The organism is Tenacibaculum sp. DPLXC6 (assembly GCF_056815515.1).
Genome location: NZ_CP141806.1, coordinates 1,990,407 through 2,007,051, shown reverse-complemented (window position 1 = coordinate 2,007,051; position 16,645 = coordinate 1,990,407). Strand labels below are relative to the sequence as shown.

The 16,645-nt window shown below is 32.9% G+C and carries 17 protein-coding genes and 3 tRNA genes; 8 read left to right on the top strand and 12 right to left on the bottom strand.

The window, feature by feature from the left end; all coding sequences use genetic code 11:
• The first annotated feature begins 95 nt into the window (after nt 1–95).
• From panC to radA, 4 genes are all read left to right on the top strand, one after another.
• Nucleotides 96–947 (top strand): pantoate--beta-alanine ligase, encoded by an 852-nt coding sequence (panC, locus tag VCM48_RS09080; RefSeq protein WP_482270297.1) that lies wholly within the window; start codon nt 96–98, stop codon nt 945–947.
• 96 nt (nt 948–1,043) lie between these two features.
• Nucleotides 1,044–1,394: an aspartate 1-decarboxylase gene (panD, locus tag VCM48_RS09075; RefSeq protein WP_028891458.1), complete on the top strand. Its 351-nt coding sequence runs from the start codon at nt 1,044–1,046 to the stop codon at nt 1,392–1,394.
• Between the two features lies 1 nt (nt 1,395).
• The gene (locus tag VCM48_RS09070) at nt 1,396–2,346 is read left to right on the top strand and encodes a lysylphosphatidylglycerol synthase transmembrane domain-containing protein (RefSeq protein ID WP_482270296.1); all 951 of its coding nucleotides are present in this window, start codon (nt 1,396–1,398) and stop codon (nt 2,344–2,346) included.
• Nucleotides 2,347–2,381: 35 nt separating this feature from the next.
• Nucleotides 2,382–3,743, top strand: coding sequence for a DNA repair protein RadA (gene radA, locus VCM48_RS09065; RefSeq protein WP_482270295.1), 1,362 nt, complete (start codon nt 2,382–2,384; stop codon nt 3,741–3,743).
• A 1-nt stretch (nt 3,744) separates the two neighbouring features.
• On the opposite strand, the gene VCM48_RS09060 is transcribed toward radA, so the two are convergent.
• The 9 genes from VCM48_RS09060 to VCM48_RS09020 form a co-directional block, all read right to left on the bottom strand.
• Complete coding sequence (locus VCM48_RS09060; protein ID WP_482270294.1) at nt 3,745–5,934, bottom strand: transglycosylase domain-containing protein; 2,190 nt, start codon at nt 5,932–5,934, stop codon at nt 3,745–3,747.
• Nucleotides 5,935–6,116: 182 nt separating this feature from the next.
• The gene (locus VCM48_RS09055) at nt 6,117–6,767 is read right to left on the bottom strand and encodes a hypothetical protein (RefSeq protein ID WP_482270293.1); all 651 of its coding nucleotides are present in this window, start codon (nt 6,765–6,767) and stop codon (nt 6,117–6,119) included.
• Nucleotides 6,768–6,852: 85 nt separating this feature from the next.
• Entirely contained in the window at nt 6,853–7,821 is a 969-nt protein-coding gene (gene arsM / locus VCM48_RS09050) for an arsenosugar biosynthesis arsenite methyltransferase ArsM (protein WP_482270292.1), read from the bottom strand.
• 72 nt (nt 7,822–7,893) lie between these two features.
• Nucleotides 7,894–8,712 carry a purine-nucleoside phosphorylase gene (locus tag VCM48_RS09045; RefSeq protein ID WP_482270291.1) on the bottom strand — a complete coding sequence of 273 codons (819 nt, stop codon included), beginning with the start codon at nt 8,710–8,712 and terminating at the stop codon, nt 7,894–7,896.
• Between the two features lie 128 nt (nt 8,713–8,840).
• Entirely contained in the window at nt 8,841–9,443 is a 603-nt protein-coding gene (locus VCM48_RS09040; protein ID WP_482270290.1) for a TIGR04282 family arsenosugar biosynthesis glycosyltransferase, read from the bottom strand.
• A complete protein-coding gene (locus tag VCM48_RS09035) occupies nt 9,436–9,879 on the bottom strand; it encodes a rhodanese-like domain-containing protein (RefSeq protein ID WP_482270289.1) in 444 nt (147 codons plus the stop codon). The genes VCM48_RS09040 and VCM48_RS09035 overlap by 8 nt, the downstream gene beginning before the upstream one ends.
• Nucleotides 9,880–10,096: 217 nt before the next feature.
• Complete coding sequence (arsS, locus tag VCM48_RS09030) at nt 10,097–11,152, bottom strand: arsenosugar biosynthesis radical SAM (seleno)protein ArsS (protein WP_099215109.1); 1,056 nt, start codon at nt 11,150–11,152, stop codon at nt 10,097–10,099.
• A gap of 119 nt (nt 11,153–11,271) precedes the next feature.
• Nucleotides 11,272–11,607, bottom strand: a complete 336-nt coding sequence (locus VCM48_RS09025; RefSeq protein WP_099215110.1) for an arsenosugar biosynthesis-associated peroxidase-like protein — start codon at nt 11,605–11,607, stop codon at nt 11,272–11,274.
• 141 nt (nt 11,608–11,748) lie between these two features.
• Nucleotides 11,749–12,456 carry a DUF547 domain-containing protein gene (locus tag VCM48_RS09020; protein WP_482270288.1) on the bottom strand — a complete coding sequence of 236 codons (708 nt, stop codon included), beginning with the start codon at nt 12,454–12,456 and terminating at the stop codon, nt 11,749–11,751.
• A 156-nt stretch (nt 12,457–12,612) separates the two neighbouring features.
• Between VCM48_RS09020 and VCM48_RS09015 the strand changes: the two genes are divergently transcribed.
• Nucleotides 12,613–13,032 carry a hypothetical protein gene (locus tag VCM48_RS09015; RefSeq protein ID WP_482270287.1) on the top strand — a complete coding sequence of 140 codons (420 nt, stop codon included), beginning with the start codon at nt 12,613–12,615 and terminating at the stop codon, nt 13,030–13,032.
• A 562-nt stretch (nt 13,033–13,594) separates the two neighbouring features.
• On the opposite strand, the gene VCM48_RS09010 is transcribed toward VCM48_RS09015, so the two are convergent.
• The 3 genes from VCM48_RS09010 to VCM48_RS09000 form a co-directional block, all read right to left on the bottom strand.
• Nucleotides 13,595–13,680 (bottom strand) — tRNA-Leu (locus VCM48_RS09010).
• A gap of 63 nt (nt 13,681–13,743) precedes the next feature.
• A tRNA-Leu gene (locus VCM48_RS09005) sits at nt 13,744–13,832 on the bottom strand.
• A 23-nt stretch (nt 13,833–13,855) separates the two neighbouring features.
• A tRNA-Gly gene (locus VCM48_RS09000) sits at nt 13,856–13,927 on the bottom strand.
• A 137-nt stretch (nt 13,928–14,064) separates the two neighbouring features.
• Between VCM48_RS09000 and cyoE the strand changes: the two genes are divergently transcribed.
• From cyoE to VCM48_RS08985, 3 genes are read left to right on the top strand one after another with little or no spacing between them, the layout of a single operon-like run.
• On the top strand, nt 14,065–15,003 hold the full coding sequence (gene cyoE / locus VCM48_RS08995) for a heme o synthase (RefSeq protein ID WP_274638678.1): 939 nt from the start codon (nt 14,065–14,067) through the stop codon (nt 15,001–15,003).
• Nucleotides 15,003–15,587 carry a cytochrome c oxidase subunit 3 gene (locus VCM48_RS08990; protein ID WP_482270286.1) on the top strand — a complete coding sequence of 195 codons (585 nt, stop codon included), beginning with the start codon at nt 15,003–15,005 and terminating at the stop codon, nt 15,585–15,587. The genes cyoE and VCM48_RS08990 overlap by 1 nt, the downstream gene beginning before the upstream one ends.
• A gap of 56 nt (nt 15,588–15,643) precedes the next feature.
• Nucleotides 15,644–16,627: a cytochrome c oxidase subunit 3 gene (locus VCM48_RS08985; protein ID WP_274638676.1), complete on the top strand. Its 984-nt coding sequence runs from the start codon at nt 15,644–15,646 to the stop codon at nt 16,625–16,627.
• Nucleotides 16,628–16,645: the final 18 nt, after the last annotated feature.

Below are 16,645 nucleotides of genomic sequence, written 5' to 3'. Positions count from 1 at the left end.
AAATCGGTCTCTTTTATTGAAGGTGCAAAAATACGAAATTTAATGCAAAAATCGTGTTAAATTGCTAATTTTGCATGCATTTCAATAAAATAACAATGAAAATTTTCACAAGTAAATCCGAAATAAAAGAGTTTTTATCCGCTCTAAAAATGGATAAAAAATCAATCGGGTTTGTCCCAACTATGGGAGCACTACACCAAGGGCATTTATCGCTTATTAAGAGAGCGAAAAAAAAGAAGGATATTGCTGTAGTTAGTATTTTTGTAAACCCTACACAGTTTGATAACAAAGAAGATTTAGACAAATATCCTAAAACGTACGAAAGTGATGTAGCGCTGTTGGAATCTGTAGATTGTGATGTGTTATTCTTTCCTTCAGTAGAAGAAATATACGCCGAAAATGTAACTTCTGAAGAGTTTGATTTTGATGGGTTAGAACATCAAATGGAAGGGAGATTTAGAGATGGTCATTTTGATGGTGTTGGAACAATAGTAAAAACTTTATTTGAAATTGTAGAGCCAGATACTGCGTATTTTGGCAAAAAAGATTTTCAGCAATTACAAATTATTAAAAAGTTAGTCGAAAAATATAATTTACCAGTAAAAATTAAAGGAAGACCAATTTTTAGAGAAGATGATGGGTTAGCTATGAGCTCTAGAAATACGAGATTAACAAATGAACACCGTGAAGCTGCACCATTTATTTATAAAACATTAAAAAAAGCAAAAAAGAAATTTGGAGCAAAAAGTCCTGAAGATTTAACCATATGGGTAGAAAAGCAATTCAAAAAACATCCATTACTTGAATTGGAATATTTTACCATTGCAGATGAGGAAACATTACAAACTGCAAAAGAGATTAAAGAAAATAAACAGTATCGTGCTTTTATTGCTGTTTTTGCAGGAGACATTCGCTTAATAGATAATATTCGTTTAAAGAATAATTAAAAAGTTAATGTTTAAGCTTAAGAATGAGCTTTGTAATAATGTTAAAATCATCAAAAAACAACTTAGTATTCATTAAAAAACAACTATTTTTGCAGCATGTTAGTACAAGTAGTAAAATCTAAAATACACCGTGTTAAAGTTACAAACGCGGATTTAAATTATATAGGAAGTATAACCATTGATGAAGATTTAATGGATGCTGCTGGAATTATTGAAGGAGAACGTGTTCAGATTGTGAATAACAATAATGGAGAGCGTTTAGAAACATATGCAATTCCTGGACCGAGAAAAAGTGGTGAAATTACTTTAAATGGAGCAGCAGCCCGTAGAGTTCAAAAAGGAGATGTACTTATCTTAATTGTATATGCTTTTATGGAGTTAGAAGAAGCCAAAAAGTTTAAACCACAATTAGTATTTCCTAACGAAGAAAACAACTTGCTAGAATAGTTTGAGTTTATCAGTCAAAAAAATTACAAAGATACTATTACCTCTCATTTTGGGAGGTTTTTTAGTTTGGTATTCATTATCAAAAATTTCAATTGAAACCTTAGTTCAATATTTTAAAGATGCTAATTACGGTTGGATAGCTTTAGGATTGTTCTTTGGGGTGTTAAGTCACCTGTCTCGTGCTTATCGCTGGAAGTTTTTACTTGAGCCGATGGGCTATAAACCAGATTTTGGTAATAGCACCATGGCGGTTTTAGTAGCATATTTAGTGAATTATGCAGTGCCAAGAGCAGGGGAAGTTTCTCGAGCAGCAGTGATGACTAACTATGAAAATATTCCGTTTGAAAAAGGTTTCGGAACCATCGTTGCAGAACGAATGGCAGATTTGTTAATGATGTTGAGTATTATAGCTATTACACTTTTTGTACAATTCGATTTTATTTTTGAATTATTAACTAAAAACTTTGATCCGATAAAAATTGGAATTCTTTTAGGAGGTTTGGTGCTGGTATTTGTGATTTTTACACGTTTTGTAAAAAAGGCACAATCAGGAATCGGACTAAAAATTAAAAATTTTGTAGCAGGACTTGTTGAGGGAGTTACTAGCATTTTGAAAATGAAGCGCAAATGGGCATTTATTTTTCATACTGTATTTATCTGGGTAATGTATGTGTTAATGTTTTGGGCAACCATTCCAGCAATTGAAGGATTACATGTTCCTTTAGGGGGTGTTCTAATTGGGTTTATCGCTGGTGGATTTGCAATTGCTGCAACTAATGGAGGTATAGGTTTATACCCAGTTGCTGTAGCAGGAGCTTTAGCTTTATTCGGAATAGCAGAAGAACCCGCAACTGCTTTTGGTTGGATTATGTGGACTGCTCAAACGGCCATGATTATTGTCTTTGGAGGATTGGCATTTTTGTTCTTACCCATCTATAATAAAAACAAATAGTTTTCTTTTCTTTGTAAGTAAATCTTACAAATAGAATGGCAAAAACTAAAACAACTTTTTTCTGTCAAAACTGCGGAGCACAACATGCACAATGGGTGGGGCAATGTGGATCTTGTAAACAATGGAATACTATTGTTGAAGAAGTCATTCAAAAAGAAGAAAAGAGAAGTTGGAAATCACCTGAAAATAAGCAAAAAAGAATAGCGAAGCCGTTGCGAGTTGATGAGATTCGACTAAATCCAGAAGAACGTTTTGGAACGAAGAATCAAGAATTAGACACTGTTTTGGGTGGTGGATTGGTGAAAGGAGCTGTTGTGTTACTGGGAGGAGAGCCTGGAATTGGTAAATCAACCTTATTGTTACAAATCGCCTTACAAATTCCACAAAAAGTACTCTATGTTTCTGGTGAAGAAAGTCAGTCGCAGATAAAAATGCGTGCTGAGCGTGTAGAAGGGAAAAATCCTAACTGTTTAATTCTTACCGAAACTAATACCCAACAGATTTTTAAAAATATAGAAGAAGTTCAGCCAGATGTGTTGGTAATCGATTCTATCCAAACCTTGCATACCAATTCTATTGAAGCTTCACCAGGAAGTATATCACAAATACGAGAAACATCTGCAGAACTCATCAAATTTGCGAAAGAAACTGCGACTCCAGTATTATTAATTGGACATATTAATAAAGAAGGACATATTGCAGGACCAAAGATTTTAGAACACATGGTAGATGTAGTGTTGCAATTTGAAGGAGATAGAAATCACACCTATCGAATTTTACGCTCGCAAAAAAATCGTTTTGGTTCTACGGCTGAATTAGGGATTTACGAAATGTTATCGGACGGATTACGAGAAGTATCCAATCCTTCAGAAATTTTAATCTCAAAAAAAGATGCTGATTTAAGTGGTACTGCTATTGCGTCAACGTTGGAAGGAATTCGTCCGTTGATGATAGAAATTCAAGCCTTGGTTTCAACAGCAGTTTACGGAACGCCACAACGAACAACAACAGGTTATAATTTGAAACGTTTGCACATGATTTTAGCGGTGTTAGAAAAACGTGCGGGTTTCAAATTAGGAGCAAAAGATGTCTTCTTAAATGTTACTGGTGGAATTCATGTAGATGATCCCGCGATAGACTTAGCAGTTGTAGCAGCGATTTTATCATCAAATCAAGATTTAGCGATTAGTCCAGATGTGTGTTTTGCTGCTGAAGTTGGTTTAGCTGGTGAAATTAGACCTGTTTCCAAGATAGATCAGCGTATTACCGAAGCTGAAAAGTTAGGATATAAAACGTTTGTAACCTCAAAATACAATAAGATTACGAGCAAAAATCATTCAATAAAACTGATTTTAGTGAGTAAAATAGAAGAGGCTTTTGCTACGTTGTTTGCCTAGATTAGTTTTCTTCCTTTTTCTTTCCAAAAAGTCTATTGAAAAAACCTTTAATTCCTTTCTCTCTGTATGGAGGACAGTCGATTGACGAAGAAATTTCATCAGGGATATCAAAAGAGGTTAAATATTTTTCTCTTAATTCAGGATTATTTTCTATTTCCTTTAAAATATTGGCTACAATAGGTAGCGCTAAAGAAGAGCCAGAACCATTTCCGCTAGTAAAATGTATGTCATTTTTAGAAGTTCCTACCCAAGTTCCGAGAACAATATTCGGTGTATACGCCATAAACCAAGCATTGGTGTAGTTTTGAGCGGTACCCGTCTTACTTGCTAGTGGACTTTTAATTTTATAAGTACTTCTTATTTTAGAACCCGTTCCTTGTTCTACCGCTTGTTGTAAAATAGTAGTTAACGTTTGTGTACTTTCTTCTTTAAATACTCTTTCTGTCTTTTGCTTTTCACTTTCGTAAATGATATTCCCTTCTTTATCGGTAATCTTGCTAATCATATACAAGTCGTTCATTTCACCATTATTAGCAAAAGTACCGTAAGCTCTTGTAGCTTCAAATAGGGATAAATCTAGTGTTCCTAAAGCAATAGAAGGAGCATCATCTATAATTTCTGGGAACAATAATTTTTCACAAGTATCGATTAGCCATTCTTTTTCTAGTTTAAAATAAAGGTTGACAGTAGGAATATTCATGGATTTAATCAATGCATACCACATGGCAACTTTTTTATCAGGAGTAGTGCTATGGTCGGCATTTTGTGGGTTCCAGTTATCGTATTCAGGATAGGTTTTTTCTTCGTTTTCAAAATAATCACATGGAGAAATTCCATTTTCTAACGCTGTAGCATACAAAAACGGTTTAAAAGCTGAGGCTATTTGACGGTGTGATAACACCATATCAAAAGGAAGTGTGTTAAAGTTATTTCCGCCAACCCAACTGATTACTGCACCATTCTTCGGATTCGTAACTAATACAGATGCATTCAGCATTTTATTATAATACCAAAGACTATCAATTTTGTTACCGGTAATGGTTTTTGTACTGTCCCAATCAAAGAGTTGAATAGTTTTCTTTTGTTTATCTTTTTCTGTGAATTGCTGCTTTTTTAACCATCTAATTTTTAACCTGTTTGAAGCTAATTCTTTGTCTAATTGTTGTTGTTTGACGATGAGTTGCTCTTTAGCAGATTTTTCTGCAATTTTCTGAATATCGTAATTCAGTGTTGTATGAATTTTTAATCCGTCGGTTTCTAAGTTATAGTTGCTGTTAGAAGCTTCGTTACTCTTTTTTATGAGTTCAGCAGCTTTTTTCTTTACTTGATAGGTAAAATAACCCGCTGTTGTGTTAATCTCAAGGTTATGATAGTTGAGTGTAATAGGTAGTTTTTGTAAGCTATCGGTAACTTCATTGCTTAAATACGCTTCGTTGTTCATTAATTGAAGCACCGTGTTACGTCGTTTTTTAGCATTTTCTGGATTCAATCTAGGATTGTAATAAGTGTTAGCCTTAAGCATACCTACAAGTACCGCTGATTCTTCAATGTTTAATTCGTTGACTGATTTATTAAAAAATCGATTAGAGGCCGATTCTACTCCGAAATTATTTTCTCCAAAAGGAACTGAATTCAAATACAACAACAATATTTCATCTTTGCTATATAGGTTTTCCATTCGACTAGCAATGATGAGTTCCTTTATTTTATTGATAGGCATGCTCAAAAAACCATGATATTGCCTTCCGTAGAGGTTTTTAATTAATTGTTGTGTAATAGTACTACCACCACCACCTGAGGCATCTTGTAGTAAAATACTTCTAAAGAAAACGCGGGCATAACTTTGACCATCATATCCGTTGTGTGAATAGAATCGTTTATCTTCTGTAGCTATTAAAGCTTCTTTTAAATGATTAGGAATTTGCTCTAGTTGAACATTAGTTCTATTCTCAGCAAATATTTTTCCGATAATTACCTCGTCTGATGAATAAATTAAAGAAGCTTCTTCATTGATGACAGATGTTAATTCTTCTTTGTTAGGTAATTTACCAAACACCTCAAAATACACTAAGGAGAATAATAGTACTACTAAAAGAATTCCAAACAGGATGAAGCCTGTAGTATATTTTAACAAAAGAGTTAATTTCTTATTTCCTTTAAGTTGAAGTTGTATTTCTTTCAATGTTTTCATTGTACAAAATAACGAATATCAATTGGTAAAATTGTAAAGTTTAAAAACGAGGTTCTGTCATTATAACAAAATCATAAATGATATTTCCCTATCGGTTTTGTATAACTGTCAGTTATTGGGTAAATAAATCTCAGTAATTCACTCAGAAGTGCGGTTGTACATTGTTATATGTAGTTCTTATTCTATATTAATTCTTTTAATATGAAGTTAATAGATTTTTTTATTTCATCTTTTTCCCAGTTTCCAATTTCGAAATGTTTTTTATTATTACTAATAATGATTAATTCAGAATAATAATCAAGCTGTATAATAAACGATTTTCCGTTATCAATATATTCTGAAAAACTATCTTCTGGTTGATCTATCATTTGATAAAACTTTAACTTATCAAATAGCTCAGGATTTTTATTTTTAAGTTTAGCATGAATTTCTTTTCCGTAACCATTATAGCGTTTCTTGAACTCCTTGAAAGATTCTTGTTTATAATCTGTTTTAGGGTATAATATTTCTTTTGAGGTTTTCAGTTTTTTAATTTCGGACACAATTTTTTTTGCATCTGAAATATTATTTATACCAACTTTTATTTCAATTTCTTTATTAAAAAATTCAATTAGGAGAGATTTATTAACTAACTCAATGTTTTGTATTTCGTCATAATAAATTACTACATTATTTTTTTCAATTTCAAAATCAACAATATGAATATGTGTATTATTGAATGAAATTTCAAGTAAAGGTGATTTTTTAAAGATAATTTTGGTTTGACTCATTTTGTTTTCATAATAATTACTTACGACGGTTAAGATATCCATCACTTTAATGATTGATATCATTTGATAACGAAATTATCAAAAGAAAATCAGAATCAAATAAAAAAGCAACCTCATTTGAGATTGCTTTACTAGTTCTTGCTTGCTTCTAACAACATCCACCACCATCATAATGATAGGTAGATTCTGAGAAAAATATATCGTCTCTTCCTAGCGCTTTTAAAGCGGCTGCTGTTTTATCACAAATCGCTAACGGTTGATTTTTTAATAAGGTATGTCCTGCGCCATCATCAAAATAGTCTTCATCACCAAAGTAAATGGCAGCTTTTCCGGTAAAAATACAAGGCCCGTCAGCAGGCATCGGATCTTTAATCGCTGCTACTTCAATTGATTCAATATAAATCAATTCATCGGTAGGATAATTTTTAGGGTCTAAAATTCTATACGGTTTACGAGCTCTTATTTCAATGGTTCCAAAACCAGCATCAGTCAACATTTTAACATATTCAGCAATAGGTAAACTACCACTTAAACATAAGGCACGCAAACGTTCATCGTTGCGTAAGGTTTCATTCATCGGTTGCTCACAGGTAGGATCGCTCATTACCAAACGTCCGTGAGGTTTTAATACGCGGTACATTTCAGCAATGGCTTTCTTTAGTTCTTCAGCTTTAAAAATGTTGAATAAACAGTTTTGAGCAGCCACATCAATCGAATTATCTTCTACAGGCAAGTGTAACGCATCTCCTTTTCGTAAATCAACAAACTCACTTTTAAACCAAGGGTTTTGAGCTTCTGCTTCAACGAAATTCTTTTCAGAAGCTTCTAGCATTTCATCTACCACATCGATTCCAATCACTCCGTTTTTCTGACGTGAGAAATACGCAAATTGTAATAACTCCATTCCGCCACCAACACCTACATATAATATTTTAGGATTGTTGGTTAAATCGCGAGCATGCACGGTAGAACCACATCCGTAGTTCATTTCTTGCATAATTTTCGGAATTTTTAATCCAGGTAATTCCCAAATAGGATTTGTTGTACAGCACAACCCAACATCTGGAGTTAAGGCTGCTTCTTTATATACATCTTTGGTGGTCTCTAAGTAACTCATATTTTCAGTATTCAGTTAACAGTTTCCAGTTAACAGTATGCTATTTTAGTGCATACTGAGGACTGTTTACTGCTAAACTATTTTTATCAATTCTTTAAAAAGCGTAATCATTTTTGGTTCTGCTTTTCCGGCAACTTCAATGATTTCGGTAATATCTACAGGTTGTAAGTTTTTTGGGTCACACTCATCGGTTAATACCGAAACGGCTGCACACGGAATGTTGAGTTGTTTTGCTACAATTACTTCAGGTACGGTACTCATTCCTACCGCATCTACTTCTAAAATTTGTAACATTCTATACTCAGCTCTAGTTTCCAATTGCGGACCTACAACACTGGCATATACTCCTTCTTTCAGGTCTATGTCGTTAGCTTTGGCAATAGCTTTCATTTGAGTGTTCATTTTTTTTGAATACGGTTCTAACATGTCAACAAAAATATTCCCAAACTCGTTTGCTCCTTTAAAGGCTAGGGGAGAACCTCCTTGTAAATTCAAGTGATCTTCCAATAGCATTAGATCTCCTTTTTTATAAGAAAGGTTGATAGCGCCTGCAGCATTAGAAACTAACAAAGTTCTAATACCTAATGCGTGCATGGTTCTAATACCATAGGTTACTTCCCATAAATTATATCCTTCATACATATGGAAACGCCCAGACATAACCACCACTTTTTTACCCGATAGGGTTCCGTAAATTAACTTTCCGGAGTGAAATTCTACAGTTGCTTGTGGAAAGTGCGGAATATCAGCATACGGTACTTCTTGTTCTATGGTAATTTCGTCTACTAATTTTCCTAAACCTGTTCCTAAAACAATTCCTATTTCTGGGTTGGTAATTTCTTTATGTTGAAGAAATTCTTGTGTTTCTTGTAGTTGTTGTTTTTTTTGCATTTTAATATCGTGTTTGTCATTGCGAGCCTTTCGACTGTCGCTCAAGATAGACTAAAGCGAAGCAATCTTTAAGTTATGACTTCGAGATAGACAGATTACTTCGGTCGTATACTCCCTCGTAATGACGGTTAGTTTAAAAATTGATTGAATACTGGGTTATTTTTGATGTCGTCAAAAACATCTACATCATTTAAGGTTTCTAACAAATGTACTGATTCGTTTTGTAAATCGTTTAAGGTGTCTTTTCTAACAGTTGAAGTTCCCCAGTCTTTATGTTGAAAAATGTTAGCATGTAGTTTTTTCATGCCCAATAGGTAATAACCACCATCTTCTGCAGGCCCGATAACAACATCGTTTGAGTTGAGTTTTTTAAAAGCTTTATTGATGTGTTCGGAAGTTAAATCGGGCAAATCGCTACCAATAATCACTACTTTTTCATATCCAGTAGAAAATGCTTGTTGAAAGGCATTGTGCATTCGTATACCTAAATCGTTTCCATCTTGTAGGTGCTTTTGATATACTGAAGCATCCCAAATATCATTTTCACGAACTTTTACTGAGTAGTACACAGCTTTGTCGCAAGATAAATTTTGGGTGACTTGTTTAGTGTGTTCTAATAAGAATTTATAAATATCTAACGCAGCTTTGTCTCCAATTGTTTTAGCTAAACGTGTTTTTACCTTACCTAATTCAGGGTTTCTGGTAAAGATTAATAATAAGTTTTTACTCATAAACCTTTTCTCCTTTATGTAACCATTTGCCCCATTCTTTATTGAAGGCATGGACTTTTTCTGTAGGATTGTTTTGTAGATTAACGGTTATGTTTCCTTGGTTTTTCCATTCAAAAATGCCACCATATAGGTTAAAAATGTTGGTAAAACCTTCTTTCTGTAACTTTTCGGCAATGTCTTCTGAACGAATTCCTAAAGAGCAATACACCACAATTTTGGTGTTTTTGTTCTTCGGAAGTTTTACTAAGGTATTTTCTAAGTTGAAAAAATCATAGCCAACACACATCGCGTTTTTAAGATGACTAACTTCAAATTCTTTGGGTTCTCTAGCATCTAATAAAATTATATTGTCACCTTGAGCGGAGTCGAAAGGCTTTTCTTTTTGTAGTTCACTAATAGAAATATAGGGAACACTTTCAGTGTTATATTTTTTCAATAACTGTTGTAGGTTCTTTTGAGAAAAAGAATTTACGGATATTAAAAAGGAGAGAAAGATGAGGTTCTTCATATTAAAAGATATTCAATGGTGTTTGATAAAATCTATGGTGAATTAAAGTGATTACATCTCGATACAATTTTTCTTCCAAAATATCAGAAAAATCACTCGATGTGACATTATTTTACATTACTACATTTTTTATTAATTCATTGAACTATGCTACTGTACCTTGACAACTACTTCCTGCACCAGCAGTACAACCATAACAGTGTTGATTGATAATAATATTCCTGTTTTGTAGTAATGCTTCGTTATATTCAGAAATGTGTTGTGATTTGCTTGCTACTTTCAGATTTAGCATTTGATTGAAATCACAATCGTATAAATATCCATCCCAACTTACGGATAAGGTATTGGTACACATTACATTTTCTACTGCCATCGGATTGTAGGCTTCTACTAATGAATACATATAGTCTTCATAGTTTTCAGAAGCAATTAGGTAATCTAAAAAACGACTGATAGGTAAATTGGTAATGGCAAATAAACTGTTGAATGAGATTCCGAAATCTTCATCTAAGGCTTTTTTAAAATCGTTTTCTAAGGCAACCTGATCTCCTGGTAAGAAAGCTCCTGACGGATTGTAGACTAAATCTAGTTGTAAACCAGTTCCTTCAATTCCATAACCCACAGCATTTAGCATTTTTAAAGCTTCTATTGATTTATCGAAAACACCATCACCACGTTGTTTGTCAGTTTTTCCACGAGTCCAATGTGGCATAGAAGAAACCACATGTACGTTATGTTTTTTGAAGAATTCAGGTAAGTCGTGATATTTTTTATTTGCTCTGATAATTGTTAAGTTAGAGCGTACGATAAAATCTTTAATTCCTGCTTTAGATGCTTCTTCTACAAACCAACGAAAACTTGGATTCATTTCTGGTGCGCCACCCGTTAAATCTAACGTGTGTGCTCCTGTTGTTCGAATCACTTCTAAACATTGCTCCATAGTTTCTTTAGTCATGATTTCTTTTCGGTCAGGACCAGCATCTACATGACAATGTGCACAAACTTGATTACACATGTATCCTAAATTAATTTGAAGAATTTCTAATTTTTTAGGACGTAATGGAAACTGATTGGTTTCTTTTATTTTTTTGGCAAACGTAGGTAACTCACCATCAGCAAAAACTCCGTTTGATAAGATTTCAAGCTGGCGTTGCGTGTTTGCTAAATCGTTGTTTCTAGATTTTAAAGATTTTTTCATCATCCTTCCTATAAAGCTGAATTTATTTCAGCTGCTCATTTCTATTGTTTTAATAATGAGATCCCATCAAAAGTTGGGATAAGCGATTCACACAATTTTGAAAATCAAAATTGGTTCTCTGCTTACATTTCTAATTTATTGACTTTGTTCATCATTTGAACTCCGTGTACTAGAGTAGCACCGCTTTTAATGGCAGCTCCTACATGAATTGCTTCCATCATTTCGTCTTTGGTAATTCCGCGTTGTAATCCGTCTTTAGTATAAGCATCAATACAATAAGGACATTGTTCAGTATGTGCAACAGCCAAAGCAATTAAGCTTTTTTCACGTGCGGTTAAAGCACCTTCTTCAAAAACTTTTCCGTAATAATCAAAGAATTTGTTTCCTAATTCTTCGCTCCATTCTGTTATTTTACCAAACTTACGTAAGTCGGCAGGGTCGTAATATGTTTTAGACATGTTTTTTATTTTTAGTAAACTACCTCAGAGCAAGGACACGAGGCATTTATTAATACTGACTTTAATTTCGAGGCAAGCTTCTAGGATGTTTTACCCTTTGGCGGTGCCAATAAAAAGTAAAAATACCAAATTGTAGAGATACTACCTTCCATTTAAAGACCAGTTATATTCTAAATAGCCAATCTTAGCTTTTTTATTGATTTTTACATTTGAATATTGATTCAGGAAGTCTATTAAATCACTTTTTTTAGTAAAGTCTCCATTGAACCATTCGAATATTTTAGAGAGCTGCACCTTGTTTTCTGAAATTTTATTCCTAGAAGGGTCATTCACAAAGTTTTGCATTAATACTCCTGTTTTTGTCTCGTAATTATTTTCTGTAAAAGCATAGTTTGCCAATTTAGGGCAAGACTTTGAAGCGCAGTTTACAGCGACATGAATTTTAGGGTCGTTATATTTTTTGCGAAGTATTTCGTGTTCTATTTGGTTTAAAGTATAGGTTTTACCACCAACTTTAGCAAAAGGAATATTCCAAGCATCTTTTCCTTTCTTTTTTATGTTCATAATGCTTTTTAAAGGATAGTTGTCTAAAATTAACTTGATAGTATAGGCATTATATGCGTTTACCCAAAACGCTTTAGTTTTAGCGGCTGACCAAGACTCTTGTGGTTTAGTAGCTGCTAACTCATGTAAATAGGTTTGAAGTTGTGCTTCGTCTGCTTTAAAATCTTTATAATTTACATTTCCATTGGAGTCTACATGGTCTTTTAAAAGTGTATCAAAAACACTAGTTTGTGCAGTCGTGTGTAAGAAAAAGGTAAGACTACAAAGTAAAAATATCTTTCGCATGATGTCGATTTTGAAGTTTAGACGTGTAGTTGAGGAGTACATTACAAAGAATATTCCGAAAAATATGGTTTAAACATTACTAAGGTTGTATTACTTTTGCGTAGTAATTAATATTCATGAGACTTTGGTATTTAATTTTTTATACCTTTTATAAGGTTGATTTATTTTTATTTGTTTTCCTTTTTTAGAGATAAAAAAGATCAAATTGAGGAAGCTACAGAAGAAGTTTTTGTCAATAGAGAAATTGGTATTAATATTTTCAGAGCAACATACCTTATGTGTGGTTTGATATCTGTATTAGTACTAACAATAACAAATTTTATTGTAGGTCTAATAGGGGTGAAGATTAATCATAGTACAGAATTAATGATAGGTCTAGTGCTTATAGTGTCATTGTTTAATAACTTTGTTTTGTTAAAAGAGGAAAACTACATAAAAACATTTGATGAATTTGATTCTCTAAGTATAAAGAAAAGATATTTAGGGTATTTAATTAGTTTTTTCATGGTAGTTGTTGCTTTTCTTCTTCTTTTTATTTCTTTTTTTGGGTATGCTAATAAATATTATATAGGTTAAAGTGTTGGCTGAAAGAATTATAAATGAATGGGTTTTTATTAACTATTGTACCCAAAAAGTAGGAATGTGGGATAAGAACGATATGGTAGATGGTGTCTGTCATGTATTTAAAATAGAGATAGCAAACCTATTTGCACCATTAGTTTTTATACCATATTTTAGTTTCACTTCCAACATGAAAGGTTTTTATGTGCTTTTAATTTTGTACATAGCTTTTATATGGTATTCTCCCTTTGTAAATAAAAAATTAAAAAGTAAGATAAAAGGAAAGGAGTTAAGAAAAAAATACATCTCCATAAGTAAGACAAAAAGAGTGCTAAACTTTTTTTTAGGAATTTTAATAGGGGCTTTGTGTATTTTAACTCTAATATTTTCGTTTAGTCTTTTAAATTATACTCGTTAATTTTAAAAAAGATATAAGCCATGTTGTAATATACAGCATGGTTTTATTTTTTAAAAGAAGTTTAGATTTAGATATGTGCTTGGAAGATACATTACAAAGAATATTTCTAAAAGTTTAGATACAAAAAAAGCCTTAACAAATAAAATGTTAAGGCTTTTGTACTGAAGGCGGGACTTGAACCCGCACGGGCATTACGGCCCATTGGATTTTAAGTCCAACGTGTCTACCAATTCCACCACTTCAGCGTATGTGCTTTATTAATGACTACTTTTTTAAAATGAAACCTCACTCATACAAGTGAGGTTTCTTGGTACTGAAGGCGGGACTTGAACCCGCACGAGCATTACGGCTCATTGGATTTTAAGTCCAACGTGTCTACCAATTCCACCACTTCAGCATACTCTTTTATAAAAAGGCTTGAGCGAAAGACGGGATTTGAACCCGCGACCCTCACCTTGGCAAGGTGATGCTCTACCCCTGAGCTACTTTCGCGTAGTCATTTTTTATTTTAATGAACGTGCATTACTGCGAATGCGGGTGCAAATATAACACCATTTTTTTAATTACAAAGCAGTTTTTAATTTTTTTCAATTTTAATTCCAATAAAAATTTATTGTGGTTCAATAAGAATGGAATATCTTTGCAGAAATTTTTTAAAATTAGAAGTGGATTCTGTTTCATCTGTACATACTAAAACTTCCATAAAATCAATAGTTAAAGACTTTAAACAGTTAACGAAAGTTGGGTTGTCAATTAGTGTGGTCTTTACTTCTATTACAGGATATTTATTAGGAGCAGAATCGATTAATTATACTACAATAGTTTTATTAGCTTTAGGAGGCTACTTAATGGTTGGAGCATCAAATGCTTTTAATCAAGTAATAGAAAAGGATATTGATGCCGTAATGCAACGCACAAAAAATCGTCCGTTACCTTCAGGAAGAATGTCTACAACTACAGCATTAATTATTGCTACTATTTTTACTATTGCCGGTATAGCTATATTATATGCAATTAATCCGAAATGTGCTTTGTTTGGAGCAATTTCTATCTTTTTATATACAAGTGCTTACACACCTTTAAAAGCAGTAACGCCTTTAGCTGTTTTTGTAGGGGCTATTCCTGGAGCTATTCCTTTTATGTTAGGTTGGGTAGCTGCAACAGGTAAATTTGGTATTGAAGCAGGATTTTTATTTATGATCCAGTTTTTTTGGCAATTTCCACACTTTTGGGCTATAGGTTGGTTGCAGTTTGAAGAGTATAATAAAGCAGGTTTACACATGCTTCCTATGGATAAAAAAGACAAAGGAGCAGTAGTGCAAATTATTTTCTATACCTGTATTATGATTTTAATGTCGATAGCGCCTGTATTAAAGGTTACTGGAGACTTTTATATATATCCTATAACAGCAGTAATTATTTTATTATTAGGACTGATGATGCTTTACTATGGGATAGTATTATATAAAACACAAAAAAATACCGATGCTCGTAAATTAATGTTAGCGAGTGTCTTTTATATTACAATAGTGCCCATTATATATGTGGTAGATAAATTTTTACACTAATGAGTGAACAATCATTGAAAGAAGAATTAAAAGTAGCTAAACGTAAATCGGCTAAACCAATGTTATGGATTTCCATGATTAGCATGGTGATGTTTTTTGCAGGGTTAACAAGTGCTTATGTAGTTAGTATGAACCGTGAAGATTGGGTAACGTTTGATTTACCTCAAGCATTTTATATTAGTACTGTATTAATAGTATTAAGTAGTATTACGTTATTTTTCTCTCAAAAATTATTAAAAAAAGATAATATACAAACTTCATTTACTTTATTACTGATAACTTTAGTCTTAGGTTTAGGTTTTGTATGGTATCAATATTTAGGTTTTAATGAGTTAAAGGCTGTAGGGCTTTATTTTACAGGACCTGAAAGTACAGTGTCTACATCGTTTATTATAGGAATTACATTTATGCACATTTTGCACCTATTAGCAGGTGTAATAGTGCTTTTAGTCGTTATTTATAATCATTTTAAAAAGAAGTATTCTTCAGCCGATATGCTTGGGTTTGAACTCGGTGCAATCTTTTGGCATTTCGTTGATGTACTGTGGATTTATCTATTTTTCTTTTTCTATTTTATTAGATGATGAAAAATGCGTAATTTTGGCGCACTGATTTAACAAAAATTAACAATAAGAGATTTATGGGAGCAAATATTGCTGTAAATTCTGACAACAAGGAGACCTGGGGCGGAGGTGGTGTAAAACCATTTGGCGCTAGTTATGGTAAAATGATGATGTGGTTTTTCATCGTATCAGATGCATTAACTTTTTCGGGCTTTTTAGCAGCGTATGGTTTAACACGTTTTAAGTTTATCGATTCTTGGCCTATTGCTGATGAAGTATTTACACACTTTCCAGGATTGCACGGTGTACACGCACCGATGTACTACGTAGCATTAATGACGTTTATATTAATTGTATCATCGGTAACTATGGTGTTAGCGGTAGATGCAGGTCATAAAATGCAACAAAAAAAGGTAGCTTGGTATATGTTTGCTACGATAGTTTTCGGTTTGATTTTCGTTGGATCTCAGGCTTGGGAATGGAAAAACTTTATCAATGGTTCTTATGGAGCTGTTAAAACTACAGACAACCATATTTTACAATTTGTAAAAGACGGTCATCAAATTGCTTTAGCAGATTTTGTTCATAATGATAGAAAAGATGAAAGAGTTCAACATCAAAGAGAAAATGGATTGTGGTTTGAAAAAGAAGCAACAATTTCTCAATATTCAGTAGCTCAAGTACAGGAAGCTTTTAAAGCAGATCCATCTCTATTAATCAGAATTGAAAAAGTTAACCCTGAAACCAAACAAAAAATAATTTTATCAAGAGAAGAGAGTTTAGCTCAATTAGGAAAAGCTAAAATGGTTGTAGAAGGAGCAAACCTGCATGTAAACGAATATGGTAATCCAATTTTTGCAGACTTCTTTTTCTTTATTACAGGATTCCACGGGTTCCACGTATTCTCAGGGATAGTAATCAATATTATCATTTTCTTTAATGTTGTGTTAGGTACGTATGAGCGTAGAGGACACTATGAAATGGTAGAAAAAGTAGGTTTATATTGGCACTTTGTAGATTTAGTTTGGGTATTTGTATTTACCTTCTTCTACTTAGTATAATCAAAAAACAATAGTAAA